22 protein-coding genes and 2 pseudogenes are annotated in these 24222 nt (G+C 67.2%); 8 read left to right on the forward strand and 16 right to left on the reverse strand.

Features of this window, described 5'->3' with window-relative positions; all coding sequences use genetic code 11:
* The first annotated feature begins 39 nt into the window (after nucleotides 1–39).
* The gene (locus ACWFRJ_RS39345; protein WP_453542659.1) at nucleotides 40–444 is read left to right on the forward strand and encodes a CBS domain-containing protein; all 405 of its coding nucleotides are present in this window, start codon (nucleotides 40–42) and stop codon (nucleotides 442–444) included.
* Between the two features lie 49 nt (nucleotides 445–493).
* On the forward strand, nucleotides 494–802 hold the full coding sequence (locus ACWFRJ_RS39350) for an SCO5918 family protein (RefSeq protein WP_409061204.1): 309 nt from the start codon (nucleotides 494–496) through the stop codon (nucleotides 800–802).
* A 105-nt stretch (nucleotides 803–907) separates the two neighbouring features.
* Here ACWFRJ_RS39350 and ACWFRJ_RS39355 read toward each other — a convergent pair whose 3' ends face one another.
* Both ACWFRJ_RS39355 and ACWFRJ_RS39360 read right to left on the reverse strand, forming a co-directional pair.
* Complete coding sequence (locus ACWFRJ_RS39355; protein WP_409061205.1) at nucleotides 908–1267, reverse strand: hypothetical protein; 360 nt, start codon at nucleotides 1265–1267, stop codon at nucleotides 908–910.
* Nucleotides 1268–1321: 54 nt separating this feature from the next.
* Complete coding sequence (locus ACWFRJ_RS39360; RefSeq protein WP_453542663.1) at nucleotides 1322–1714, reverse strand: ATP-binding protein; 393 nt, start codon at nucleotides 1712–1714, stop codon at nucleotides 1322–1324.
* Between the two features lie 1178 nt (nucleotides 1715–2892).
* Between ACWFRJ_RS39360 and ACWFRJ_RS39365 the strand changes: the two genes are divergently transcribed.
* Nucleotides 2893–3204: a MerR family transcriptional regulator gene (locus ACWFRJ_RS39365; protein ID WP_453542666.1), complete on the forward strand. Its 312-nt coding sequence runs from the start codon at nucleotides 2893–2895 to the stop codon at nucleotides 3202–3204.
* Nucleotides 3205–3436: 232 nt separating this feature from the next.
* Nucleotides 3437–3640, forward strand: a complete 204-nt coding sequence (locus ACWFRJ_RS39370) for a cold-shock protein (RefSeq protein WP_019072426.1) — start codon at nucleotides 3437–3439, stop codon at nucleotides 3638–3640.
* A 422-nt stretch (nucleotides 3641–4062) separates the two neighbouring features.
* Here the strand turns inward: ACWFRJ_RS39370 and ACWFRJ_RS39375 are convergent, their stop codons facing one another.
* Entirely contained in the window at nucleotides 4063–4623 is a 561-nt protein-coding gene (locus tag ACWFRJ_RS39375; RefSeq protein ID WP_453542669.1) for a hypothetical protein, read from the reverse strand.
* 221 nt (nucleotides 4624–4844) lie between these two features.
* Here ACWFRJ_RS39375 and trhA point away from each other — a divergent pair, with 221 nt between their 5' ends.
* Nucleotides 4845–5675 (forward strand): PAQR family membrane homeostasis protein TrhA, encoded by an 831-nt coding sequence (gene trhA / locus ACWFRJ_RS39380; protein ID WP_453542672.1) that lies wholly within the window; start codon nucleotides 4845–4847, stop codon nucleotides 5673–5675.
* A gap of 1056 nt (nucleotides 5676–6731) precedes the next feature.
* Nucleotides 6732–7070 (forward strand): helix-turn-helix domain-containing protein, encoded by a 339-nt coding sequence (locus ACWFRJ_RS39385; RefSeq protein ID WP_453542675.1) that lies wholly within the window; start codon nucleotides 6732–6734, stop codon nucleotides 7068–7070.
* Between the two features lie 73 nt (nucleotides 7071–7143).
* Here the strand turns inward: ACWFRJ_RS39385 and ACWFRJ_RS39390 are convergent, their stop codons facing one another.
* From ACWFRJ_RS39390 to ACWFRJ_RS39420, 7 genes and pseudogenes are all read right to left on the reverse strand, one after another.
* The gene (locus ACWFRJ_RS39390; RefSeq protein ID WP_453542678.1) at nucleotides 7144–7983 is read right to left on the reverse strand and encodes an IS5 family transposase; all 840 of its coding nucleotides are present in this window, start codon (nucleotides 7981–7983) and stop codon (nucleotides 7144–7146) included.
* A gap of 226 nt (nucleotides 7984–8209) precedes the next feature.
* Nucleotides 8210–9051, reverse strand: a protein-coding gene (locus tag ACWFRJ_RS39395; RefSeq protein WP_453542681.1) for an IS5 family transposase whose coding sequence is annotated in 2 segments (ribosomal slippage) — nucleotides 8210–8745 and nucleotides 8745–9051 — 843 coding nt in all. Because the reading frame shifts where the segments join, the coding sequence is not laid out codon by codon here.
* A gap of 58 nt (nucleotides 9052–9109) precedes the next feature.
* Nucleotides 9110–9970, reverse strand: a complete 861-nt coding sequence (locus ACWFRJ_RS39400; protein WP_453542684.1) for an SDR family oxidoreductase — start codon at nucleotides 9968–9970, stop codon at nucleotides 9110–9112.
* Between the two features lie 55 nt (nucleotides 9971–10025).
* Nucleotides 10026–10595, reverse strand: coding sequence for a TetR/AcrR family transcriptional regulator (locus tag ACWFRJ_RS39405; RefSeq protein WP_453542687.1), 570 nt, complete (start codon nucleotides 10593–10595; stop codon nucleotides 10026–10028).
* 310 nt (nucleotides 10596–10905) lie between these two features.
* Nucleotides 10906–12144, reverse strand: a complete 1239-nt coding sequence (locus ACWFRJ_RS39410; protein WP_453542690.1) for a PP2C family protein-serine/threonine phosphatase — start codon at nucleotides 12142–12144, stop codon at nucleotides 10906–10908.
* Nucleotides 12145–12381: 237 nt separating this feature from the next.
* Nucleotides 12382–12642: pseudogene (locus tag ACWFRJ_RS39415) on the reverse strand (NAD(P)/FAD-dependent oxidoreductase); the annotation flags it as partial.
* 5 nt (nucleotides 12643–12647) lie between these two features.
* Nucleotides 12648–13004 carry an arsenate-mycothiol transferase ArsC gene (locus ACWFRJ_RS39420; RefSeq protein WP_453542693.1) on the reverse strand — a complete coding sequence of 119 codons (357 nt, stop codon included), beginning with the start codon at nucleotides 13002–13004 and terminating at the stop codon, nucleotides 12648–12650.
* 821 nt (nucleotides 13005–13825) lie between these two features.
* Here ACWFRJ_RS39420 and ACWFRJ_RS39425 point away from each other — a divergent pair.
* Nucleotides 13826–14248 carry a hypothetical protein gene (locus ACWFRJ_RS39425; protein WP_453542695.1) on the forward strand — a complete coding sequence of 141 codons (423 nt, stop codon included), beginning with the start codon at nucleotides 13826–13828 and terminating at the stop codon, nucleotides 14246–14248.
* A 108-nt stretch (nucleotides 14249–14356) separates the two neighbouring features.
* Nucleotides 14357–15119: pseudogene (locus tag ACWFRJ_RS39430) on the forward strand (transposase family protein).
* A gap of 431 nt (nucleotides 15120–15550) precedes the next feature.
* Here ACWFRJ_RS39430 and ACWFRJ_RS39435 read toward each other — a convergent pair.
* From ACWFRJ_RS39435 to ACWFRJ_RS39460, 6 genes are all read right to left on the reverse strand, one after another.
* Nucleotides 15551–16636 carry a hypothetical protein gene (locus ACWFRJ_RS39435; protein WP_453542698.1) on the reverse strand — a complete coding sequence of 362 codons (1086 nt, stop codon included), beginning with the start codon at nucleotides 16634–16636 and terminating at the stop codon, nucleotides 15551–15553.
* A gap of 23 nt (nucleotides 16637–16659) precedes the next feature.
* Nucleotides 16660–17457 carry a DUF2399 domain-containing protein gene (locus tag ACWFRJ_RS39440; protein ID WP_453542701.1) on the reverse strand — a complete coding sequence of 266 codons (798 nt, stop codon included), beginning with the start codon at nucleotides 17455–17457 and terminating at the stop codon, nucleotides 16660–16662.
* Nucleotides 17458–18020: 563 nt separating this feature from the next.
* Entirely contained in the window at nucleotides 18021–21119 is a 3099-nt protein-coding gene (locus tag ACWFRJ_RS39445) for a hypothetical protein (RefSeq protein WP_453542704.1), read from the reverse strand.
* The gene (locus ACWFRJ_RS39450; protein ID WP_453542707.1) at nucleotides 21116–21769 is read right to left on the reverse strand and encodes a hypothetical protein; all 654 of its coding nucleotides are present in this window, start codon (nucleotides 21767–21769) and stop codon (nucleotides 21116–21118) included. Before ACWFRJ_RS39450 ends, ACWFRJ_RS39445 begins: the two co-directional genes overlap by 4 nt.
* On the reverse strand, nucleotides 21762–22352 hold the full coding sequence (locus tag ACWFRJ_RS39455; RefSeq protein WP_453542710.1) for a hypothetical protein: 591 nt from the start codon (nucleotides 22350–22352) through the stop codon (nucleotides 21762–21764). Before ACWFRJ_RS39455 ends, ACWFRJ_RS39450 begins: the two co-directional genes overlap by 8 nt.
* A complete protein-coding gene (locus ACWFRJ_RS39460; RefSeq protein WP_453542713.1) occupies nucleotides 22339–23634 on the reverse strand; it encodes a hypothetical protein in 1296 nt (431 codons plus the stop codon). The genes ACWFRJ_RS39455 and ACWFRJ_RS39460 overlap by 14 nt, the downstream gene beginning before the upstream one ends.
* Nucleotides 23635–24222: the final 588 nt, after the last annotated feature.

Here is a 24222-nt window from a genome sequence, read left to right on the forward strand (position 1 = left end):
GTGATCAGGAAGCTGACCCATCTCTGCAGGAGGCACCTTTTGACGCTGGTTCAGATGCAGCCCCGCCCGGCGAGTGCCAACCCCGTGCACGACGCGGTGGTTGAGGCCAGGGACGCGGCTGGACCGCAGGTCTGTGACGACATGAGTGTCGAGGTGGCGCTCTCCGTCATGACTGCCGCCCGCACGGGCCGGCTGGTCGTCTGCGACCAGGACGGCCAGCGCACCGGCCTGGTCACCCGGAGCGAACTCACCGCCGTCCGCGACGGCTCCGCCTACACGGACCGCGTCCGTCTCCGGGACATCATCGGCGATCACGGGACGCCCATCTCACCCGTGATCGCTGCCTCCGACGCCGAGCACGCGATGCGCTCCCGCCGGGTCGGGGCCCTGCCGGTGGTCGACGGGCAAGAGGGCGCCCTGCGCGTTCTTGCCCTCTCGCACTGAGCCGCCTCATCCAGGTCGGACCGTTCGCTCCTTCTCTCTGTGAGGCCACATGCGTTGTGTCATCGCCCGCTTCCCCTTCGACCTCACCAAGAGCGGCGTGCTGGAATCGATGAAGGGCATCAAGCCTGAACGAGGCAGCGGCGAATCGGTGATCATCGGTCGCCGCCACTACCCCGTCAAGCAAGTCGGCCAGGTCATCACACGCCAGGACCGGCGTGACTTCAGCGCCGCCGAAGTCCTTCGGGCCATGGCTCAGCTCGGCTTCACCTGTCGCACCCTCCCCACGGCCGCACCTGTACGCATCCTCAGCTCGGTCCAGCAGGCTTCCGCGATGCTCGGCACCCCCGTTTCCGTCTGACGGAGGAAACAGGTACGAGCCTGTACCTGGACGGCAGTGTGGGCCCGACCGGCGCGAGCCGGTCGGGCCCACACTGCATGCGGCGGGTTCTTGCTGAGTGGCTGCTCAGTGGTCGGAGTAGCTGAAGTCGCCCACGGTCCAGGTGCTGATGTCTTCGATCGCCACGCGGTACATCCCGCCCGTCTCGGGGATCCCCACGGTGCCCTGCAGGATCCGGGCGACATGGAAGTGCAGATACGTAGGCGGCCCGTCGTTCTTCGCGGGGACATTGAAGACGGTGGAGAACTCTGCCAAGCGCTCCGAATCCGTCAGCACCTCCGACACTCTCTGCCTCCACACTGCTTCGGGAGCAAGACGGCCGGTGATGACAGCACCACCGGTGACCACCGTCAGGGACATCTGGTTACTCTGCCCGGATTCCACCAGGGCTGCGACGTCAACGAGCAACTCGTCAGGCTTCGACATGCGCAAGATTGTATGTGTCGGCCGACCGGCTGCTTGAGCGGCGGTGCTGGGGAGCTACCGGGGAAGACGGGCGCTCACAGTCTTGCCGCCGGAGGCCAGGCGGGTAATCGCGGTGGAGCGGGCGAGGCGGTTGACCATGGGCCAGCCGAAGCCCCCGGTGTCGCCGTTCAGGTCAGGGGCGCGCATGCGCGGCGCATGCCGACTGGGGTCGTGGACGGCCACCTCGATGGTGTCAGGGTGCGCTGCCAGGTCCCACGTGCAGCGCCCTCCGCCGTGACGCAGGGCGTTGGTGACTAGTTCAGACACGACCAAGACCACGGTGTCCGCCGCGTCAGGGGCCAGAGTCGGCTGGCGCAGGCATTCGAGGAAGACCCGCGTCGTATCGCGTGCGTCGGCAACCGCCGTCGCAGAACGGTCGGTTGTGGCATTGACGGCCATCATGTTCATCAGGGTCACCCCGGTCTCTGATCGTCCGTGCCCGGCCTCTGCCGATCCGATCCCTGTGCCCTGCCCCTCCACCCGCAAGCACGCCGAGCCACAGTGCTTGCCGGAGAAAAGGCGGCCACAACCGACGCATGGCGGCTGGCGGCACGCTGCCGTGCGCCCGTGCCAGGCCCGCGTCACGGTGCTGGCCCACGGCCTGCTCGAGTGGGGCCGAACCCGCGGAGACGCTACCGGTCGGGTGGGAACAGGCAGGCGGGCGAGGGCTCGAGAGTCACCGCGGGCCCGGTGAAGCAGAACCTCGTCGAGGTACTGAGGCAGCTGCCAGAGCTCCAGTCTGCGCATTGCGGCACCGTCCCGGCCTCACAGGAAGCTGGACGGCTGCGCGGCCCGTGGGCCACTCGCGGACCGGACCTGAGCGCCGGCGCTGCGTCGACCATCCATGGACCAGTCAGGGTGGGTTACCTCTTATTCGAGCGCACAGAAATCTATGCCCGCTGGAGTAGACATTGGGTGTTGGTGTGGCTATGGTTTCTCTCGTAGCCGAGATCGAGCAGAGCCTGGCAGAGATGAACTGCCGGGCAGCAGTACCCGTAAGTGGAGTACGCAGGACGGTGCGGTGGTGGAGTTCCGAAGCCAGGGTTGTTGCAGGACGGCGACGGGGCTGACGACCGGACCGGGTGGCCCGCAGTGATCAGGGGCCGCCGCGTGAGCAGTACCGCAGGGTGAGCAAGTGCAGTTCGCGGTATCCAGCAGTGAAGTCAAATGAGCAGCACCTTGGTGAAGGCGTCGGCTGCGGGCGCGCGCACCGGGAGGTTCGGTAGTGGGGTTCTAAGCCAGAGCGGATGCAGGAGTGGCGACGGGGCCGGCTGCCGGAGAGTGACGCTTACTCAGGTCACCAGCAGGTCGGCAAGTAGTTGGTCAAGAGGGAAAGAACGGAGGAGCCGAGCGCCATCAGGATCGCCCGGGCGGACGTCTTGAGCCCGGGTACCGCAGGACATCGGTAGTGAGGTGGTCTCCGGTCAAGCAACCGCGATCCCAGCAGTCCCGACTTCATCTCGGTCGGGTCAGCGGAAACAGAAGGCCGACGCGGTAATAGGGTCGGCAGATGGTGTAGCAGTTCCTTCGGGGCCCGGGTGCCACACAGCACCCGGGCCCCTCCACGCGTTCCATAGAGAGGTGCAATGACAGCAGACGCTTCGTTCGGCCGTCTCGATGACGACGATTACCCCGCCTACACCATGGGCCGGGCCGCCGAGATGCTCGGCACCACCCAGGGCTTCCTGCGCGCCATCGGCGAAGCCCGCCTGATCACCCCGCTGCGCTCCGAGGGCGGACACCGGCGCTACTCCCGCTACCAACTGCGCATCGCCGCCCGCGCCAGGGAACTCGTCGACCAGGGCACCCCCATCGAGGCCGCCTGCCGCATCGTCATCCTCGAAGACCAACTCGAAGAAGCCCAGCGCATCAACGCCGGCACACCGGCTGCGGCCTGAGGTGAGCATCCGCCGGCGCCGGCAGGCACGATCCCGGTGTGCGGAGTGATCATTTCTATGGTGACGTGGAGTGCGGGCGTGTAGCGTCTGCGTCAGCTGTCGTGGTTCGGAATTCCCCTTTGCCCACGCTCTTTGGCGTGGGCATTTTGCTGTGTTGTGCCGCAGGAACCAGGGCGATCACCTCTGCCTTCCACATGGAGTGGAAGGCATTCATCGACTGGAAGGCATGACTATGGCTACGGGGACTGTGAAGTGGTTCAACGCGGAGAAGGGTTTCGGCTTCATCGCTCAGGACGGTGGTGGCCCGGATGTCTTCGCGCACTACTCCGCGATCAACTCCTCCGGCTTTCGTGAGCTCCAGGAGGGCCAGGCCGTGACGTTCGACGTCACCCAGGGCCAGAAGGGCCCGCAGGCCGAGAACATCAACCCGGCCTGACCTCTCGGCCTTACCCGAGGGGCCCGAGGGCTCGTGCCCGCCACGTCCGGTGACTGCCGTAGCCCCGTGCGGGCCGTCTTTTCAGCCGGACCATGGGACCCGTTGCCACGCCGGGCGTCGACAGGACTCCTGGTAAGCAGGATCAGGGCCGCGCAGCAATGGCTGCGCGGCCCTGATCCGTTGAGGCGGGCCTGGGGGACGGCCTTGGTCGGCGACGTACGATTTTGCCGATCGGCCGGGCGGGAGGCCACGGTCCGGTTGCCGGCGCGCAGCTTGTCGGCGGCCTCAGGACGCTGCTCGGAAGCGGCAGGGACACCGAGACCGATATGCCGGGATACGAGGCCGGGGCTGCCGCACGTCGTCCCGGTCGCGGGCGCCCCACGCCCTGTGCGGCTGTCGTACAGCGTGGAGGGAACAGACGATCAGACGCTGGTCCAGGCGTCGAGGAAGGCTTTCCGTCCAGCAAAATCGTCTGACCTGCGGTCCGCATGCAGGACGCGCCAGGCGGTGAGTTCGAGATCTCTGAGCCACAGTTCTCCGATGACCTGTGTCTTGAGGTCGGGAAGATGGTCGGACTCGGCGAGGGCCTGACCGATCACCTCGCCGGCCGCGACGCGCTGGGGAGGGGTCATCTCGTCGACGGCCGAGAGGATCTGTCGGGCCAGGGCGGTTCCTTCCCCCGCCAGGGAACGCAGCACCAGCGCCTTGATGTTGACGGGTAGCAGGTATGCGGTGCCCGAAGACCTCCACAGGTCCGACCAGAAGGGCTCTCCTTCCTTCGTGGGGGAAGGCAGCGCGGCCAGCAGCCCGAGGAGATGACCGGTGGCCGCGTAGCCATCGGAGTGGGCTGCTGCGACGACTGCGACGCTGGCGACGCCCTCCACATCAAGATGGCTGGCTTCGAGACGCGAAGCCAGGCCCAGCTGGTGTTCCAGCTGGAGTGCGAGGGGGGCGGATAGGTGGAGGCGGACCTCAGGAAGCATCGGCGATCCTTGCGCGTAGACGGGCCGAGAACCCGTTCGGAAGCCCTGATCGTTCCCATGACCGGCCGATCTACTCGGCTTCGGAAGGCCCAATTGGCCGCAGTGTCAGCGGGGATGTGGTTCACACGGTGGCGGAGCAGCCCCTGACCGGCGACGTGCGTCAGAGGCTGGGGACCGGCCTCCCATGATCCTGTCCGGGTGAGATCTCTTAGCATGACCGCATGGTTGCCACTGACGCCCAGGAGTCCGGGGGAGGGCGGGAAGCTGTGTCCCGCGACGCCGCTGAAGTCGAGTGCGGTCACCTCGCCTCAGCACGTCGAGAACGCCGTGACGACGGACTGCCTTGCACATCACAAGGTGACGATTCGGGCGATGAGGCTCACCCGGTTGCTGCTCTGGTGGAGCGGGCGGCCGACCTGGCCGAACCAATCAAGCCGAAGCTGCGTGGCTGGCTCCACGCCGGAATGGTCCCCGCCGCGCTGATCGCAGGCGTCGTACTCACCTGCCTGGCCCGCACCCCACAGGCGGTCCTGGCCTGCACCGTGTACTCGGTCACCGCCTTGCTGCTGTTCGCAACGAGCGCCATCTATCACCGCGGCACCTGGGGCCCCCTAGGCGAGGCTCTTCTGCGGCGCCTCGACCATGCCAACATCTTCCTGATCATCGCCGGCACCTGCACCCCCCTGGCCGTGCTCCTTCTCCCGCCGGACCAGCGGCCCGTGCTGCTGTGGATCGTATGGGCGGGCGCATTGGCCGGCATCGCCTTCCGGGTCCTGTGGGTCGCAGCCCCGCGCTGGCTGTACACCCCGTGCTACCTGATCCTCGGATGGGCACCGGTGCGCTACCTGCCCGACTTCCTGCACACCGGCGGAGTGGCCGTACTCGTCCTGATCGTGGCCGGCGGTCTCCTCTACAGCGCGGGCGCGGTGGTCTACGCCCTCCAGCGGCCCGACCCCTCACCCCGCTGGTTCGGCTTCCACGAGGTCTTCCACGCGCTGACCGTGGCAGCTTTCGCGGCGCACTACACCGCTATTTCCCTGGCTGCTTACTGACCGGCTCGGCCTGCGCCTGTGCCTGCGGCGGCGGCCAGGGGCGGCTGGAGCTGACTACCGGAGCAGCCATCGAGTCACCGGTGGGTTGGTCATCCTCGCCCGTCGCGGGGGCGGTACTGCCCGACAAGGACGCCTATGAGGAGCCCTCATAGTGCGCCGGGTCCGTAGAGCGTGCCCTCCGTCTGGCCCGGACATCCCTCGACACGTCAGGAAGACGGCGACGTCGGTGTGTGCCGCTTCGGGATGCGTCGGACACGGACTTGTACCCGTCCGACCGCTGTCGTTCGAGGTTGAATGCCTCACTGTCGAACACGCGAAAATCTCTGTTGGTCAGAGTAGACATTGGGTGGCGGTGTGGTTATGGTTTCTCTCGTAGCCGAGATCGAGCAAGGCCCGGCAGAGACGAACTGCCGGGCAGAAGTACACGTAGGTGCAGTGCGCAAGGCGGTGCGGTGGTGGAGTTCCGAAGCCAGGGTTGTTGCAGGACGGCGACGGGACTGACGGCCGGACCGGGTGGCCCGCAGTGATCAGGGGCCGCCGCGTGAGCAGTACCGCAGGGTGAGCAAGTGCAGTTCGCGGTATCCAGCAGTGAAGTCAAGTGAGCAGCACCTTGGTGAAGGCGTCGGCTGCGGGCGCGCGCACCGGGAGGTTCGGTAGTGGGGTTCTAAGCCAGAGCGGATGCAGGAGAGGCGACGGGGCTGGCTGTCGAAGCGTGGCGCTAACTCAGGTCACCAGCACGGCAAAGCAGTTCGCAGGACCAGCAGTACGCAGTTCCCGTAAGTGAGCAAGTGATCCAAGAGGGAAGAACGGAGGGACCAGGCGCCATCAGGATCGCCCGGGCGGAAATCTTGAGCCCGGGTACCGCAGGACATCGATAGTGAGGTGGTCTCCGGTCAAGCAACCGCGATCCCCGCAATCCCGGCGACTTTCAGGTCGGGTCGGCGGAAACAGAAGGCCGGTGCAGTATCAGGGCCGGCAGATGGTGTAGCAGTTCCTTCGGGGCCCGGGTGCCACACAGCACCCGGGCCCCTCCACGCGTTTTACAGAGAGGTGCAGATGACAGCAGGCGACTCGTTCGGCCGTCTCGACGACGACGATTACCCCGCCTACACGATGGGCCGGGCCGCCGAGATGCTCGGCACCACCCAGGGCTTTCTGCGCGCCATCGGCGAGGCCCGCCTGATCACTCCGCTGCGCTCGGAGGGCGGACACCGCCGCTACTCCCGCTACCAGTTGCGCATCGCCGCCCGCGCCCGGGAACTCGTCGACCAGGGCACCCCCATCGAGGCCGCCTGCCGCATCGTCATCCTCGAAGACCAACTCGAAGAAGCCCAGCGCATCAACGCCGAACACCGCCGCACCACCGGATCAGTGAACCCGGCGACCACAGGCTGAATGAGAAGGCGGAGACGCGCGGCTTCCCGGCTTAGTGAGTGTTTCGCCCTGTGAGGTGTGTTTGGTACCGGGTTCAGGTGCCGCGCCAGTTGGGGGTGGTTTCGTCGGTGAGGCGGCGGGCCATGAGGTCGATCATCGCGAGGTGGATCATGGCTTCGGAGCGGCTCGGGTGCCTCTCGTAGTCGCGGGTGAGTCTGCGGTGGTGCATGAGCCAGCCGATGCTGCGTTCGATGGTCCAGCGGCGCGGAATGATGGTGAACCCGCGCGCGCCCGGCGGGCGTTGGACGGGGTGGACGTCGATACCGAGGCGGGCGCCGTGGTCGATGGCGGTGGTGCGGTAGCCGGCGTCCACCCAGGCCTTGGTCACCCGCGGGTGGGCGGCGGCGATGCGGGACAGCAGGGTCACGCCGGCCGCGGTGTCGGACACGCTGGCGGCGGTGACCAGCACGGTCAGCAGCAGGCCGAGGGTGTCGCAGCCGAGGTGACGCTTGCGGCCGATGATCCGTTTCCCGGCGTCGGTGCCCTGGTCGGCTCGGTGCACGTTGGCGGAGGTCTTGATGGTCTGGGAGTCCAGCACGCAGGCGGACGGCTCGGGCCCGCGGCCCTCGGCCTCCCGGACTAGGCGACGCAGCAGGCCGGTGAGCTCCTCGAACACGCCGTCCTGTTGCCACTTGGCGAAGTAGCCGTACGTCGTGGCCCAGGGGGCGAAATCGTGCGGCAGGTAGCGCCAGGGGATCCCGGTGCGGTCCACGTACAGGATGGCGTTCATGATCTGCCGCAGGTCGTGTTCGGGTGGTCGGCCGATGTCCAGGGCGTCGCGGCGGCGCCGGGCCCGCCAGGCGGCGAGTACGGGTTCGATCAGCTCCCAGCGCTCATCGGACAGGTCGCTGGGATACCCGGTGTGCGGGGTCATGTTTTGGATGTACCGCGCGGCGAGCGGTCTGGCCAGCGGGTAAAGGGGCGCGGGCCGGGCCGAGTTGGGAGGAGACAGGAGCTGCCGGGACGAAACAGTCCTCTGTCGCCGCAACTACTGCCTGCTCGCTCACTGCCCCCACCTGCCCCAATGCGGCTAGGCCACTAAACCGCACTGTATCGCTATGAAACAACACCAAACGCTCAGTTAGGGCCTGTCTCCTCGATCATGAGCGTAGCCAGATGAGGAGGGCGGCGGCGGTGACCGTGCCGAGGTAGATGTATCCGCGCTTGTCGTAGCGAGTGGCAACACCTCTGAACTGTTTGATCTTGTTGATCGCTCGCTCGACGGTGTTCCGGGCCTTGTACCGGATTGGATCGAAGCCGGGTGGTCGACCGCCGCGCGAACCCCGCCGTAATCGGGCGGACTTGGTATCGGACTTCTCCGGGATGGTGTGCCGGATGCCGCGGCGTCGGAGATAGGTGCGGATCAGGCTGTTGCTGTAGGCCCTGTCGGCGCTGACACTGTCCGGCAGTCTCCGGGGCCGGCCCGGGTCGAGGCGGGGAACACGGATCTTGTCCATGACGGCCTCGAATTGGGTGCAGTCCGCCCGCTGTCCGGGCGTGATGAGCAGTGAGAGCGGCCGGCACTTGCCGTCTGCACTCAGGTGGATCTTGGTAGTGAACCCGCCGCGCGAACGCCCGAGTGCTTCGTGCAGTACGTCGGTCTGTGCGTGCCCCTTTTTGAGGTTCGTGCCGGCGGCTTGGTCGGGGCTCCGGCAGCGTGCTGGTGGGCGCGGATGGAGGTGGAGTCGATGTTGATGTTCCAGTCGATGCCGCCTCCGGCGTCGGCGACGGCCTGGGCGTGCTGGAGCAGTCGTTCCCAGGTGCCGTCGGCGGACCACAGCATGTGGCGCTTGTGGATGGTCTGCCACGGGCCGTAGCGGGCGGGCAGCTGACGCCATTGGCAGCCGGTGCCCAGCCGGTGGATGATCCCGTTGATCACCTGCCGGTGATCCCTCCACCGGCCGCAGCGGCCGTTGCTCGTCGGGAGCAGCGGCTTCAGCACTGCCCATTCGTCATCGGTGAGATCCCCCCCCTGCTGAGCACGCCGTCAGCTCCTTCGTTCAGGCATTGTCGATGTCCGCTGCGAGCTGGTCGGTGACGGTCCGGGGTTCGCGGCCGAGGAGTTCGGCGAGCAGCGGGTCGACTCCGGCGAAGCGGCCTTCACGGGCGGCCTTGAAGGTGGTGAGTGACATCCGCGCCATTGCCTCCGGGGTGCCGGCGGCGACCTTGGCCGCGATCCACTCCTCATCGGGCGGCGTGACGCGCTCGACCTCGCGACCGGTGATCTTCGAGGCCAGGGAGGCGACGTCGTCGAACGTCACGGCCTGGCGGGCGGTGAGGGTGACCGCGCCGTCGTACGCCCGGTCCCCGGCCAGGATGACCGCTGCGGCCTCGGCGGCGTCGGCGCGGTCGGTCCAGGAGACGGGGCCGTCGGCCGGGGCGGTGATGGTGCCGCTCTGCTGCCAGGGGCCCAGCAGCCAGCCCAGGCTGTGGGCGTAGAAACCGTTGCGCAGCGCGGTCCAGGCGACGCCCGAATCGGCGAGGAGCTGCTCGGTGGCGGCGTGGTCGCGGGCCGGGTGGAAGGGACTGTCCGCTCCGGCCCCCTGGTGACTGGTGTAGAGGATGCGGTGGGCTCCTGCGGCTACGGCGGCGTCGATGCCGACGCGGTGCAGGGCGACGGCGTCGGCGTGCGGGTCGTTGGAGGAGACGAGTAGGACCTGCTCGGCGCCCTCGAAGGAGTGCCGCAGCGCGGCCGGGTCCTGGTAGGAGCCCTGGCGCACGCGTACTCCGCGGTCGGCGAAGTGCTGCGCCTTGGCGGTGTCGCGGACGCTGACGCCGATCTGCTCGGCGGGCAGGCGCTTGAGGAGGTGTTCGACGGTGGCGCCGTTGAGCGCGCCGGTCGCACCGGTGATGACGATCATGCGGGGTTCCTTTCGTTCCCGCAGCGCGCGTTCGACGCGTGCGGCGGGCGGGGGGTCAGTGGGTGCGCAGGAGCGGCAGGAGGACGTCATCGACGAGGTGGGCGACGAACGGTTCGTCGCACGGCTCGCCCGCGATCACGATGCGGTGCACGATCACGGCCGGAGCGATCTCAGCGAAGAGCTCGGCGGCCCTGGGGGCCAGCTGTTCTCCGTGCCGGATCGCCCTTTGCAGCGGCTCGTCGGTCATCGCGGCCTCGTCGCGGCGCAGGATGCGTCGCATCTCCTCCGCAAGCCGCGCATCGCTCCGCATCCCGGCGAACAGGGCCCCGAGCAGGCCGATCTCCTGCTCGGCGATCTGCCGGGCCAACCAGGAGACGAGGCCGAGCAGGTTCTCCCGGAGATCGTCTGCGGCAAGCTCGGGCGGCGTGGCCTGCGCGCGGTGCTCGACGGCGGCGGCGACGAGCGCGGCCTTGTCGCGGTAGCGGCGGTAGATCGTGGTCTTGGCCGACCCGGAGCGTGCTGCGACCGCCTCCATGGACAGCTGCTCGTAACCCACCTCGGTGAGCAGCGACAGCGTCGCCTCCAGGATGGCCAGCCCGCGACTGGTGTCACGTGGCCGCCCCATCGCGGACGGTCCGTCCGTGCCGTGGGCCCGCGGGCTATTCGGTGCGCTTGCCACTCCGACTCCCACTTTCGCTACGCTACGGTTGCGTATCGAAAGTAACCCGGAACGCAGCCAGCGGCAACTCAAGCCGGTGCGGCCGTATGACGCTGATCGAGGAGACAGGCCCTAGGCGTAATCGGTGTCGGCGGGTGCGTTGGCCGCATGGAACGGATCTTCAACCGCTCCTGGCAGCTGTCACCCTCGCAGCACTCCTGATGTGGGCGTGACTCTTGACGACACCGCCTGGCGGAGTATCGAAGCACTCGTCAAGTCACCGCCCAGGAGTGGACCTTTCCGTTCGCGACGGGGCAGAGGCGTCGGCGATGTCGGCGCCGGTGTCGGCGTCCCGCCGGGAGTGGCCGATGCCGTGCCAGTCCAGGCACATGACGGTCGCGTCGTCCTGCAGGTGGCCGTCGTTGACGTCGACGATTGCCGCGATCAGCGTGCGGGCGGCCTCGCGGGGATGCAATGCGCGGGTGCGCACGATCAGGTCCGACAGATCGAGGCTGTCGGCGTTGCGCTCCAGCATGCCGTCGGTGAGCATCACCAGCCTGTCACCAGGGCGTAGGTCCAGTGTCTGGACCCGGTAGGTGTGGGGGATCTGGAAGCCGAACGGCATGTCGACCTCCGGAGTGATCTCCTGCACCTGCCCGTCCCGCATGCGCAGCGGCCAGGGGTGCCCTGCGTTGATGAACTCGCTCCTGCCGTCGACCAGGCTGATACGCAGCAGCTGACCGGTGACATAGCTCTGGCCGCCGTGCTCGCGCACGGCCTGGTCAGCCTGGCGGGCCTGTTCGGCGAGGCCGGCACCGGCCCGCCGCGCCCGGCGCAGGGCGCCGACCAGGAGGGTGGCCAGCAGCGCGGCGCCGACGTCGTGCCCCATGGCGTCGGTGACGGAAAGCTGCATGGTGTCCCGGTCGACGACATAGTCGAAGGTGTCACCTCCGACGTGGTCGGCGGGCTCCAGCGCGCCGGCAACCGAGAATTGCGCCGCCTCGCACGCCAGCGACGCGGGGAGCAGCTGGTGATGGATCTCCGCGGCCAGGCTCAGTGGGGTGGTGCGCCGTCCCCACTGGTATACGTCGGTGTAGGACCGGTTCGCAATGACGATGTACGCCAGCGCGTGCGCGGTCTCACCGATCTCCCGCATCACCTCCGCGTCCGGCGCCGAGGGCAGGAACAGTTCGAGGAGCCCGATGGCGTCCCCGCGGTTGGTCACCGGGGCGACGACCCGTACCAGCGCGCCCCCGGCTTTGGCCTCCGCATACGGCCGCTGGGTGCGGATCACGTCGTCGTACAGGGAGCCCCGCAGCCTGATGCGGCGGGCGGGCTCACCAGTCTCAACGCTGCCCGCCACCCCCAGCCGTACGACCGAGCCGCCGGTGAAATCGGTGATGAGAAACGACACCGACGCGGCCCCGAGACGCTCCTTGAGCATGCGCGCGACCACGTCGAGTGACTCCACGGGCGCAGCGGTCTCCGCCGCCGCCAGCGCCTCCGCCAACGTCATTGCCCTCCGGCCACCCCCGCTCTCGGGACTACGAGTGGTCGGCCCACCGTCCGCGTCAGGCCCGTATTCGGTCACGATGACTCCTCACTGCTCGCGGCGTTCAGGGGCTCATTCCCGCGGTGGGCGCTGGGATAGCGTCGCTGCCGGGCAGACGATATTGCACTACAGGGCCACTGAACGGCACGTCTGCCGGACACAGACATGGGCCCGTGCCCTCGCTGGCTGCCGGGCCACTTCGACGTCGTCGTCGACCATCTCGGCGCCGAAGCGCTTGGCCTGGGCCCGCATGTTCTCCATGAGGACCGGGCCGTCGACGCCCTCGGGGGAGCCGGGGAAGTGCTCGACCTAGGGGGTCGTGGTCAGTGAGCCGCCCACGAAGATTGAGCTGCCGAAGAGCAGGGGCTTCAGGTTGGCGCGGGCGGTGTAGAGGGCGGCGGTGTATCCGGCGGGGCCGGAGCCGATGACGATGACCTCGCGTATGACGTCCCCCTCAGTCATCGTGCTCACGCCTTCTGCTGGGCGTCGATCTCGGCGATGAGGGCTTCGACGCGGGTCTTGCACTCGTCGCGGATGGGACGGATGACTTCGACGCCCTGGTCAGCCGGGTCTTCCATTGCCCAGTCGACGTACTTCTTGCCGGGGAAGATCGGGCAGGCGTCGCCGCAGCCCATCGTGATGACGATGTCGGCGGCCTGGACGACCTCGTCGGTCAGCGGCTCTGGGTGGGCGTCGGCGAGGTCGACGCCCGCTTCGACCAGGGCCCGGGCGACGCCCCGCTCCACCTCACCGGACGGGGTCGTACCTGCGGAGGACACCGTGACCCGGTCTCCGGCGCGGTGAGCCAGGAGCGCGGCGGCCATCTGCGAGCGTCCGGCGTTGTGGCTGCAGACGAACAGGAGGCCGGTTGTGAAGCAACCTGAACCGAGTTGTCCGTCTTTGCGCCGCATCGTGATCGGTTGGAGTCAGATACGGGATGTCCCACGAGTTGGGACTGAGCATGCTCAGTATTTCTGGGTGGGGGTGCGGTGGCGGGCGGGAGGATGGGCAGGTGCCGTCCCAGGCCCGGGTCTGGCCCACGGTGTTGCTGACCAAAGTGTCCCGGTGTCACATTGTCGGCCGTTGGTCGGGGAGGGTGCGTTGTCGGTGCCGGGCCGGCGGGGTGTGCCCCGATAGGGGCCTGCCGATGGTTGTGGCGCCCTCACGATTCTGACCGCCTGACCCGGCCCGGTGCCGGCAACGCGACGCACTATCGGACCGGGCATGTCCGGTTCCAGTTCGGCCATGTCCGATACGTCGACTGCTCCGCAGAACCGTCGTCGCACTGCGGGGGAGGTGGTGTTGGGAGTGGACACGAGCTGGGATGCCCATGTGACTGCGGTGCTCTCTGTGATGGGGACAGTGAGCTCTTTTCAACCTGCCGTGCTGGTCCGGCAGTTGATGTGACAGATAAGTGAAGCTCTGGGAGACGGGTTCAAGACCAAGATCACCCGAGTCTCGAGGAGGCACTGAAGGACGGCGTCGACCCGCTGGGCGTCCATCACCTCCTGGATCCGCCTGCACTTCAGGTCGCCTGACAGTTCGGCCGACCTGGAGCGGATGATTGCGTCGGGGCCTGCTTCCATCGGGAGGCGGGCCCTGACGTCTTGCCCGATCTCATCAATGAAAAGGGAGTAAAAGCGAAATGGAAGTGAATTCTCGGTACGCCATTCCGAGCCTGCTCGGTCAGATGGTGCCGGAGCTCAAGGAACAGGCGCAGGCTGCGGGTGACCTAGATCTCTACGACTTCCTCAAGGAGATCTTCACCGACGGGTTCCTCATCCCGAGGCTCTGTTCCATGACGGCGGACGGCGCGGACGACGACGTCCTGGAGCGGTGTTTCCGGTTCGTCGAGCTCTTGCTGGCGAGCCCCGACATCTCGATCAGTGCCGCAGCCGTGTTCCAGGTGATCGAGCCGCTCTTCGACGAAGAGCGACTGCTGGTGGCGTCCTTCCCGCAGATGGGCGGGGAGGCGCTCGCCGTCGCCGTGGGCACCATTGACCCGGACCGGCTCTCGTCCGAGGCCAGGCGGGCCTTGCAGCCGTACCTGGGGAAGCCCGATCAGTGAGCTCTTTCTAACCTGTCGTGCTGGTCCGGCAGTTGACGTGGCAGATAAGTGAAGCCCCTGGTAGAGGGGTTCAAGACCAAGATCACCCGTTTCAACCAGAGGCTTCGCGTGCTTGTCTACCCGTCTGGACTTGACCTGTCCACCTCGTACCTTCTACCTCACCTCCCGCATACGCGACCGTCGCCGTGCGATCGGGAGCCGATGGCGCCGGCTCAGCGCCGGCCGACAAGCCCTGCTCACCCTTGCTCACCCGCGTAACGGGCACCCCTATGCCCAGCTCGCCGCCGGGTTCGGCATCGGCACGGCCACGGCGTACCGGTACATCACCGAAGCCATCGACCTACTGGCCGCCCTGGCACCCACCCTCGAACAAGCCGTGCGTGACGCATAGAGGAAGGCATTCGTCCTGCTCGACGGCACGCTCCTGACCATCGACCGCATTGCCGCCGACCGGCCCTTCTACTCGGGCAAACACAAGAAGCACGGTATGAACGTCCAAGTCGTCGCCGACCCGGCCGGACGCCTGCTCTGGGCCTCACCCGCCTTGCCTGGGGCCGTTCATGACATCCGCGCCGCACGTGAGCACGGCATTCTCGACGTACTCACCGCAGCGGACCTCAACTGCTGGGCAGACAAGGGCTACCAGGGCGCCGGTCCGGCTGCCCGCGTCCCCTGCCGAGACCGCTGGGAGAGCCTCTCCGGCGGCCAGCAGGCCATGAACCGGTCACAGGCCAAGATCCGAGCCCTGGTCGAACCGGCCATCGCCAGCCTCAAGACCTGGCGCCTCCTGTGCAGGCTCCGATGCTCGACCACACGCATCACCAGGGTCGTTCAAGCCGTCCTCACTCTTCACCTGACCTGCTCAAGCTGAGGATGGAAAAGGCTCAGTGTTTGGCACCGGCGAGCTCCCGGTCGCTGCGGCGGGATAGCGCGATCTACTGAAGTAGCCCAGGAAGTGGGGAGCCGTGAATCGGCCCGGTAGGTCTTCCACCTGGTCAAACAGCTAAAGTCAGGACCCCGCTCATAGGGGCTGTGACAGATGCGTGACACACGTGACAAGCAGAAGCCCCCGCGGAGTATCCGGACGTTGTTGGTTAATTCCGGGGCCTGCGTGACGGCGGCCTGAACGATCCCGTTGGGGTTGTGCAGGCCGTCGTCGTGTTCAGAGGATGCGGCGGCATCCCCGGTTTCGGTAACCGAGGATCCGCTGATACGGTGCCGCCCCTTGGCGCGGATGTTCTTCCCTGGTGTGTTGCCGAGAAAGGATGCAGACGAGGCGACATCAGCAGACCGCTTCCAACGTCACTGTTCCGATTCCCTGTAGAACCTGCGATAAGCAGCCTGCTGAATCTCGGGGCTCAGGGACTTCAGGCGCTCCGCTTCTTGCTTCTCCAGCCATTCCTGGGGGCAAGCGATATCGAGCGGGAGTATGTTGATCTCGGCAGGGAGTCCCTCAAGTTCGGCGTGGGCTTTGACTTCCTGTTGAAGCGCCTGGATTGCGGCGTGACGGGTGGGGTGTGGCCCCGTTGCGATCCGGGTCAGTGGTTCTCTGCCGGTCCATTGGCCAGTCTCGGTTTTGTCTAGCACTGCAGCCAGGCGTACGGGGCGGCCCTTGATGCTGAGTTCGAATGGGTCGATGAGGGGCCACCGGTCGAGCACTTCAGGTTGCCGGTTGACGTGTTCAGTAGTGCGTTCGTGGAGGGTGGCGAAGGCTTCGTGTTCGGTTTCGCCTTCGCCCCAGGTCTCAGTTTCTACGCAGAGGGCGTGGAAGACGCCGATGTCGCCCCGAGTGACAACGGCGGTCATGCGACGCTGGCGTCGTGAATCGAAGACCTTACCTGGGGTCGGGTCGAGTTGAGGGATCCCGAGTGAGAGAGCCCTTGCCGCACCTTGGCTGATGGTGCCTGGGTGTCCGATCCGCTCCAGGGCGTCGTGCTGATCGGGGGTGATCTCGACGGGGAGTTTGGCGGGTTCAAGCGGGCCGATGGAACCGTTTTCCCGCTCGCCCCATCCGATGGTGACGCCGGACCACATGTCCTTTAGGCGTTGGAAGTTGACCGCGTGTACGTTATCGAGAAGGTTGGCCCCGAATTGGTCCTCGGCACCGGCCACGATGGCAGCCGCGTCGATGCGGGGCATGGCCCCAAGCGCCAGAGCGATGTCGGCCAGCTTCTTGGCCCAGCCATCAAGAGTGGTGATGTGCTCGACACGGTTGCGGTAGAGGGCGTTGTAGGTGCTGTGTCGCACTCCGTCGGAGACTGCCTCTTCAGCAACGGCTTCGCCGGTCATCCCAGTGATGTCGCGGCGCCGGCGCAGATCGTGTGCCGCCCGTCCAGTGAGGGTGATCGTCAAGGTGAGGTCGCTGTAGTCGTGGTCGATGTCGCGCATGAGGTATCTCTTCCGGGCTGGTTTCAGAGGTGGCACAGGACGCTTTCGACGATGGGAGCCTCTTGCTCGACGGGGTAGCCACGATCGAGGCAGCCCTGAGCGAGCGCTGCCGCCGGCCCGGACAGGGCGGCAGCGAGCCCTTCCCAGACAGGGCTGTCTGGGGCCCACGGGCGTTGCCGCACATGGTGGGTGGCTGCTGCGTCGCACAGCACGCTCCGAGCTTGGGCTCTGGAGGCGATGCTCTGGTGGATGGCGGTGGCGATCCGGACGCCGCCGAGGTCCGCGTCGGGGGCGATGATGATCTTTGTTGCTTGGTCGGCGAGGGTCGAGATCTGTCCGATGACCGCGGTGCTGGGCATGCCGGCGCAGTAGACGATCCCAATGTCCCTGGTTGCTGTGCTGCTGACGAGGGTGTCGCAGAGGGTCTCGGCGGCCTGCAGGTTCTCGACGATGACCAGGCGGGCCCCGGTGAGGGAGAAGGACAGGTCGGACTGCTCGGCGCGGAAGAGGACGGGGCCCCGCAGCAAGTCGAGGCTGAGGAGAGCGTGGGCTGCTCGACAGGTGATGGCCCCGCCGGCTCCGATGCGGCTGTCGCGGCGCAGCCCCAGCGCGATGACTACTGCCCGGGTGACGCCACTGGCCTCCAGAACGGAACGAGCGTCGTCCCAGGTCTTGGTGTGGCCGGTGTGGACTTGCGAGAAGGCGCGGGCATTGGGGTGCACGATGCCGTCACAGAGGTCCTGGGCGACTGCGATGAGGATGCGGGTGCGCTTCGGAGCCGGGGTGGGGCGGTCCAGTTCATGGCGTAAGGCGAGGAGCACGCTTTCGAAGTCATGGTCCGTCAGCCCCCGAACGGAATCAGATTCGGCTGGTCCAGGGGGGCCTCCGTGGGCCGCCAAGGCTTCCAGCGCGTGTTGAGACTGAGCACGCAACCGGGTTCGGCGCGCGCTCCTAGCGGTGGTCTCCCCTTCTGCTGCGTGTGCTGCGGCCTGGGTGCGGTACCAGCGCAGGGGGCGGCCGAGGGCCATGTCGCGCGTGATCCGGCAGCGTATGACGATGGCCCCAGCACGGGCCAGTTCGAGGGCCAAGGGCCACGCGCGCTCGCCGTACCGGCCCTGTATCGCGGACCAGGAGCGGTGAGTTCCTTCGAGGACGAAGCGGCGGTCTCCGCCTTTTACCAGGACGTCAAGGACTGAAGCGTCCAGTGCCATCACCGGTGCACCGGCTTCAAGATCGACCTCTGAATAGCGTGGCAGGCCAGTCGTGGAAGCCGTGATGGCGCGGTGGGTGCCATCGTCTTGGCGACGGGTGGGGACGACGGCGCGGCAGACCAGACCGGGTGGGGTGTTGGAAGAGCGGACTTCCGGGCGGGGCGGCTGCATGGTCACCACCAGCTCCGCCCGGCGAGCAAGATCTCCATGGTCAGTTCCACGCGGTCGCCGTTGCGGTCATAGCCGAACATCCGGGTGGGGGCGTTGAGGGCGTCAGTGTGGCTGGGATAGGAGAAGTACAGAAGCTCTCCGCAGTGCTCGGCCGCGTCGTCGAAGAGGGATTCCTGGCAGGTGCCCAGGACGGTGATGCCGTGCTCGTGCGCGCTGCGTGCAAGCGCGCTGAGGACCTCTTGGCGATGGTGAGAGCCCAGGGAGTCGCCAAGCTCGTCCAGAATGAGCAGTCGACCGCGCGGGTGCGGTGAGGCGAGAAGCGCTGCCAGCACCAGGTGGATCGAGAAGAGCTTCTCTTGGGCCGAGTTGGTGATGTTGTCATAGGGCAGCAGATGGCCGTTCGGGGTCCGCCGCCAGTACGGTGTCACCTCGCAGCGCCACATGTCCTGAAGGCTGGGCGGCGGGATGAGGGTGCGGCGTAGCTCGACGCCGTACAGGCCAGCCTTCCTGTTGAGTTCAGCCAGCGCGTCTTCGATGTCCTGCAGGGCTTGGTCGAGACGCAGGGCAATGCCGCCCTGCATGGTGCGCAGGCTCTCGCGGAGCGCCGCTGTGGTCTGTTCGCCGAAGGCGATGCGGTCGGCACGGTCGGCGCGTTCCTGCCGGATCCGGTCGGCCGCGGACGCGTCCGAGTCGGCAAAGCGGTCCAGCCAGTCCTGCAGGGCCTGAGCAGGGGCCTCGAAAGCCGTGGCGTCGGCGAAGCGCCGGCTTCCGGTGTCGTCGGCCGGATTGTCACGGAGCCGGACGGTGTCTTCGAGTTCGGCGGTGGGGGCGCCTGCACCGGTTTCGGTGTCGACACCGACAGCATCGAGCGCGCGTTCAAGGTGGTGGCCGGCGTGCTGGCGCAGTCTGCTCTCGGTTCGCCGTTCGGCCTCTGGCCCGTGATCGGGTGATGCGGTGGTCCAGTGGAGCGCCCGCAGCGCGGTGTCACGGTCGCGACCGTGTTCTTGCCAGTAGCTGATGTCGAGTTCATCGATCTGCTTCTGGACGTCTTCATGCTCTTTGGCCGCGCGTTCTTCGCTAGCCTTGGCCTGCTCGACCGCGTTCTTGGCCTGGCCGCGCTGGTACTCGATGGTGGCCTGCGCGATACCGGCGTCCCTCCAAGCGGTGTCCGCATCGCGCAGCGAGAGCTCGCACTCCGCCACGCGCTGTTGCAGAACCGCGAGTTCGCGTTCGATCTCCTGTCGGCGCGAGCGCAGCTCGGCGGCACGGATGCTGGCTTCGAGGCGCCGGACGAGGTCTTCACTGTGCTCCTGGGCAGCAACTGCTTCGTCGCGCTGCTGACGAGCGAGGGACAGGGCCTGTTCAGCGAACTCCACGGCGGCCCGCAGGCGGGCGAGGAGAGCGATGCGGCCGGTGATCGGCTCGGTGAACCCACCCAGTACGTACAGGCCAAGGGCGTCATCGACGGCCATGTCAGGCGTGTGCTCCAGGTGCAGGCGCGTGGCGAGAGTGTCCAGGAACCTGCGGACCGACGCGTGTTCCGGTCCTGTCATCTCCGGTACGGCCAGGAGCACCGCGCCGGGTTGGCCGGCCAGGGCCGTACGGGCAGCGGGGATGTCTGTCCGGGCAATGCATACGGCGTCGCGGTACAGGGTCAGCCGAGCCTCCCAGTCGTGGCGCGTCTCGGCAGGCAGATCGAGGCCATCCAGCAGGCCGACGGCTGTGAGACCAGCGTCGTGCAAGGTGTTGATGGTCTTGCCGGCGGCGCCGTAGCGGCCCTCTTCTGCGTCTGCGAGGTCGTGCTGGGCTGTCTGTTGAATGTGGTCCGCGTTGGTGAGGCGGGCCTCTGCGGCGATGACCTGCTGGCAGGCGGCAAGCGCCTCGCGACGGGCGTCTTCCAGGTTGCCGCGTACCCCGGCTGCGGTCTCCTGTGCCTTCCGCAGTAACTGACTCAAAGATCCGAGCCGGTGGCGTTCAGCACCGGCATCAGCGCGCACCTTGCCGAGTTGTCGCTCGGCTTCCTGCTTGGCCTCGCTAGCCTCTTGGAGCAGTTGCACAAGCTGTGCGGGATCCTCCACAGCTTGTTCCGCTGCTATCGCTTCCTGCCGGTCGCGCCTGGCATCTGCGAGGGCATCGGCATGCTCGTTCGATTCGGATTGCAGGTGATCGGTGCGCTCCAGGGCATCGAGCAGTCCGCGGGCGTAGTGCAGGGCCCAGAGCACTTGCGCGTGGGTGAGCTCCTCACGGGCAGTGTTTCGCTGACTCAGGGTGCGAAGGACCCGCTCCTCGTCAGTGTGGCTCTCGATGTCATCGTGGCGTGTGGTCTCAAGGTCGCCTTCCGCCTGGCTCAGATCGCGGCTCAGGGACGCGTCCGTGTCCAGGAGGGTGCCACGGCCGGTGAGTTCGATCAGAGCGGCGCCGATCCCGGCCGGGGTGAACAAGCCGGTGTCGAGCTTGAGGAGGGATGGCCCTCCACGGCGCTTCCCCCGGGAGGTCAAGAAGGCCAGGCAGCGAGGGACAGGTCCGTACAGAGCGGTGGCGTACTGGGTGGCGCCCAGCGCAGACGTGGACGGGAGGCTCCGGTACAGCCCGACGGCTTCGTCATGGCGTTCGATGTCGTCCTGGGCGGTGGCGAGATGGACCCCAGGGGTGTGCCTTACCTCGACATAGGTAGGTGTGGCGGAGAGCTTCACCCATACGGTGTGGGCCGTGGCCGGGACATCGTCCGGGTCCGCGAAGAGTCCAGCGACGTAGCCGGTGGTCGCAGGGGCGTACCCCTGTGCTCCGATGCCTGCGGTCCGCGGTTCGAAGAGCAGGTCGGCAACGGCGGCTGGCCCGCTGCTGTGCATCCGCCATTCCGGATCGCCCAACAGCAGCGCGACTGCTGCCAGCCAACTCGTCTTTCCCGACTCGTTCGAATCGTCGGGTCCCTTGCCGGACACGGCGGCGAAGCATCCGGGAATGAGCCCCACCGCAGCAGACGTATGCCGGGCGATGTCAAAGGTCTGGACGCACAGCAGTTGCCGGTCGCCGATGATGCCCAGGCTGACGGGAACATCGTCCGGGGGTTGTTCCGTAGCCGACGGGAACGGGCGTGTCATGGCTCAATCTCCCCTCGGGGGCGGACCTGGGCAGGTGGTGTCTGTTCCTGGCGGCGTCGGCGGATTGCCCGCGAGTACATCGAGTCGGGATCGGCGACCAGGACCAGGTCCTCCCACAGCCGAGCGGACTGTCTATCGGTCAGCCGCAGCAGCGCCGGCCCCGGGAGCAGACTGCGGTGGAAGCCTTCTCGCAGCAGCCGGTGTGCTTTGAGGCGGCGTATCGCCGGCCGCAGCTGCTCGTAGTTGACGTACGGGTTGGTGTACAGCTCGTCGGCGCTGGTGCCGGGGCCGTCGGCGAGCCAGGAGGCGGAGCGATGCTCGCCTCTTGCCCTGGGGGCCGCGACGGTGCGCAGCAGCACCATGATCAGAACCGCGCGGTCGACGGGCGGCAGGACACCGATCCCTTCCGCGGCCAAGCGGCCAGCCACGCTGTCTTCGTAGCCGCTTGTGTATCCGGTTCGGCCGTACGCCTGGCGGATCAGCAGTACGCGCCCGAGCCCGGCCAGCCTGCGGGCCACAACCGCCCGCAGCGCATCGGCCCGCAAGGCGGGAAACGGCTCGCCGGGGACCAGCCCGTCCGCGGTCTCTACCGCCGCGATGGCGGAGCACACATGTGCCTCGTCGAGATCGGAGAGCGGTATCTCATTCATCGTCGTCCTCCCGGATCTCCGCGCCGAATCCGACGCCCGGCAGCTGGTCGTGGAAGCGGCGCATGGTCTCGGTGAAGGTGGCGGGCAGTGCGGCCACTGCCGGGCCCAGTCGCAGGCGTGGCCCGTCACTCACGATGAGCAGCAGGAACCGCAGTTCACCGTCGAGGGCGCCCTTGACCCACTTCCGGTCCATGCCGATGTCACCGGCGGAATCAGCTATCTCGGCACGGGTGAACGGGCCGCCCGGATAGGGGGGCAGGTGCAGGTCGGGCCAGGCCCGTGCGAGACATAGCGCGAAGGTGATGGTCTGGGTGGCGGTGAGCCGGGCGATCGGATGGAAACCCAGCTCTTCGGGCACGGGAGCATCTGCCCAGCCCAGAACCAAGGCGCGGCCCAACTCCCCCGGCCGCCCGGCAGCGTGGACTGGGGTTGGCCAGGGGCCGTCGCACTCCACCAGCCGTCGCCCTGCTTTGCGGGCCGTCCGGTCGGCCAGGGCCAACAGTTGGGGCGGGAGCCCCGCGGGGTCAACGATGCCACCGGCGCGCGCTGCAGCGAGGATCAGGGCGGCGTCAGGACTCTTCATCACGGTGCCCTCCCACCGGGAGGTCCTGTGCTTCGAGCACCGCAGGAGGGGCGGTCCGATACACGGTGACCGGGTGGAGATACGTCACCCACGCTTCGCGGTCGATGAGTAGCTGGTCACCGATCTGCACCCGGAACGGAGCGTGGGGATCGGCATCCAGCATGATCAGGTCTGCCAGCATGCGGGCGGCCCGCGGCCAACGCGAGCGACGCAGCTCCTCCGTCACCTCGGCCTTGTCCCGCTCCAGAAGTAGACGCTCCGCCGCCCGCGTACGCCGCGTGCGCTCGCGTTGCGTACGAGCCGCCGCTGCACCGAAAGGGTCGCGCTCCGGTGTCCCCATGGGCATTGGCGGGCGGTAGCGCACCCGGTGGCGCGGTGCGAACTCGTCCAACGTATCGATCACGGCACCGGCGTCCAGCCATACTTGTGGCGCATCGACCACCAGCACGCCCGCGGCTTCAGCCAGCCGTTCAAGCGGAGCCTTCTTCGCTGCCGTCAGGTAGCTCTCAGCGGACAGGACGTCAAAGTCCAGTGATCGCCCAGCATGGTCGAGTACACGCAGCAGCGCCTGCTCGACCCAGTGCGTGTATCGCTGCTGCGACTCCAGCATGGCCACCGCTTTGTGACCCAGGTCGAAGTCTTTCGGGAAGAGCCGTGTTACCTCCCGGTTCAGTCGCTGGACTCTGCGCTCCAAGTCCTGGTGGTTGTACTGCTGGTGGTCATCAATCAGTTCCCTCACGCTGCCGTCGAGGACCAGCGCCTCCAGCTGTACCGCAAAGGTCGCGAATGCCCACTGGCAGAAGATGATGTTGTGCGCGACCGAGTCCCGGTCTGGGTGTTCCTCGTCGAGCAGAGCCTGGGTGCGATCCAGGAGAATGATCAGCTCATCGATCCCGCCCCGGCTCTCTAGCCGGTCGCAGACCATCAAGAAGACCGTGCCCAAAGGATGGAAGGAATGACGCTGTTGGTGCTTCTTGGACCGGTAGGGGCGGATGAGGCCCTCGCTTTCGAAGACCACCCACCGAGCCTCGAACTCCTCAAGCCCGTAGGCCGGGGGGCCGTCCTGAGTGATCCACCCCCACACCTGTGCCTTCGTCGTACCGCCGCGTGTGCCCCGCGCGGCAAACCCTGCCGCGATATCACGAGTCATCTGCACATGCAGTCGGTCAGTAACCGTGGCGCCGCTGTGCCGTGCGGCAGCAGCCACGTATGTCCGCAAGTTGGTGGTCTGCTGCTCGCCGCTCAACCAGCGGCCCGACTCGTCCTCGCCGATATCGCTCATGGGACTCACCCTCGCCCTGTATGAAGGGCCTCCTGCAGCATCGTCCTCGCTCCGCTGTTGACCCACCAGCTGTGGCCAAAGGCGCAAATGGCTATAGAGAATCAACTGCCCCAGCTGTTTACGGCGCCTGCGAGGGCTGCGGTGCCGACGGCTGCCTGCGGGCTGCATGGTGAGGACCAGCATTTCCGCAGCCGCCTCGTGTCTTCGAGCCGGGTCGCCTTGCCGTCGTAGAGCCTGACGGTCTCAGTGGTGAGAAGTCGAAGCCGGGGTCTTCCAGCTCCAGCGACAGGGCGTACTTCCAGTCGATCCGGCCTTTGACCTGCTCGGCAGCCAGCCAGCCAGCCAGCCAGCCAGCCGGTCAGGTTCTCGGCATACTGCAGCACCGAAACCAAGGCCAGCATGCCGGGAGACAGGCCGGGGCCACCACGGCTGGGGAATGCCTCGACGAACTGCTAGTCCTCGAAGAGCACGCCGACTTCATCGCGAAGCCGCATAGCTAGGCAGCCCTTGCGGAACGCCATGCGGGCCACCCGCGCGGTGGCCTCGGGCGCGGCGGGGACGGGGCACGTTCACATGGACACCTCGACC

The sequence above is a fragment of the Streptomyces sp. NPDC055239 genome (assembly GCF_053606205.1).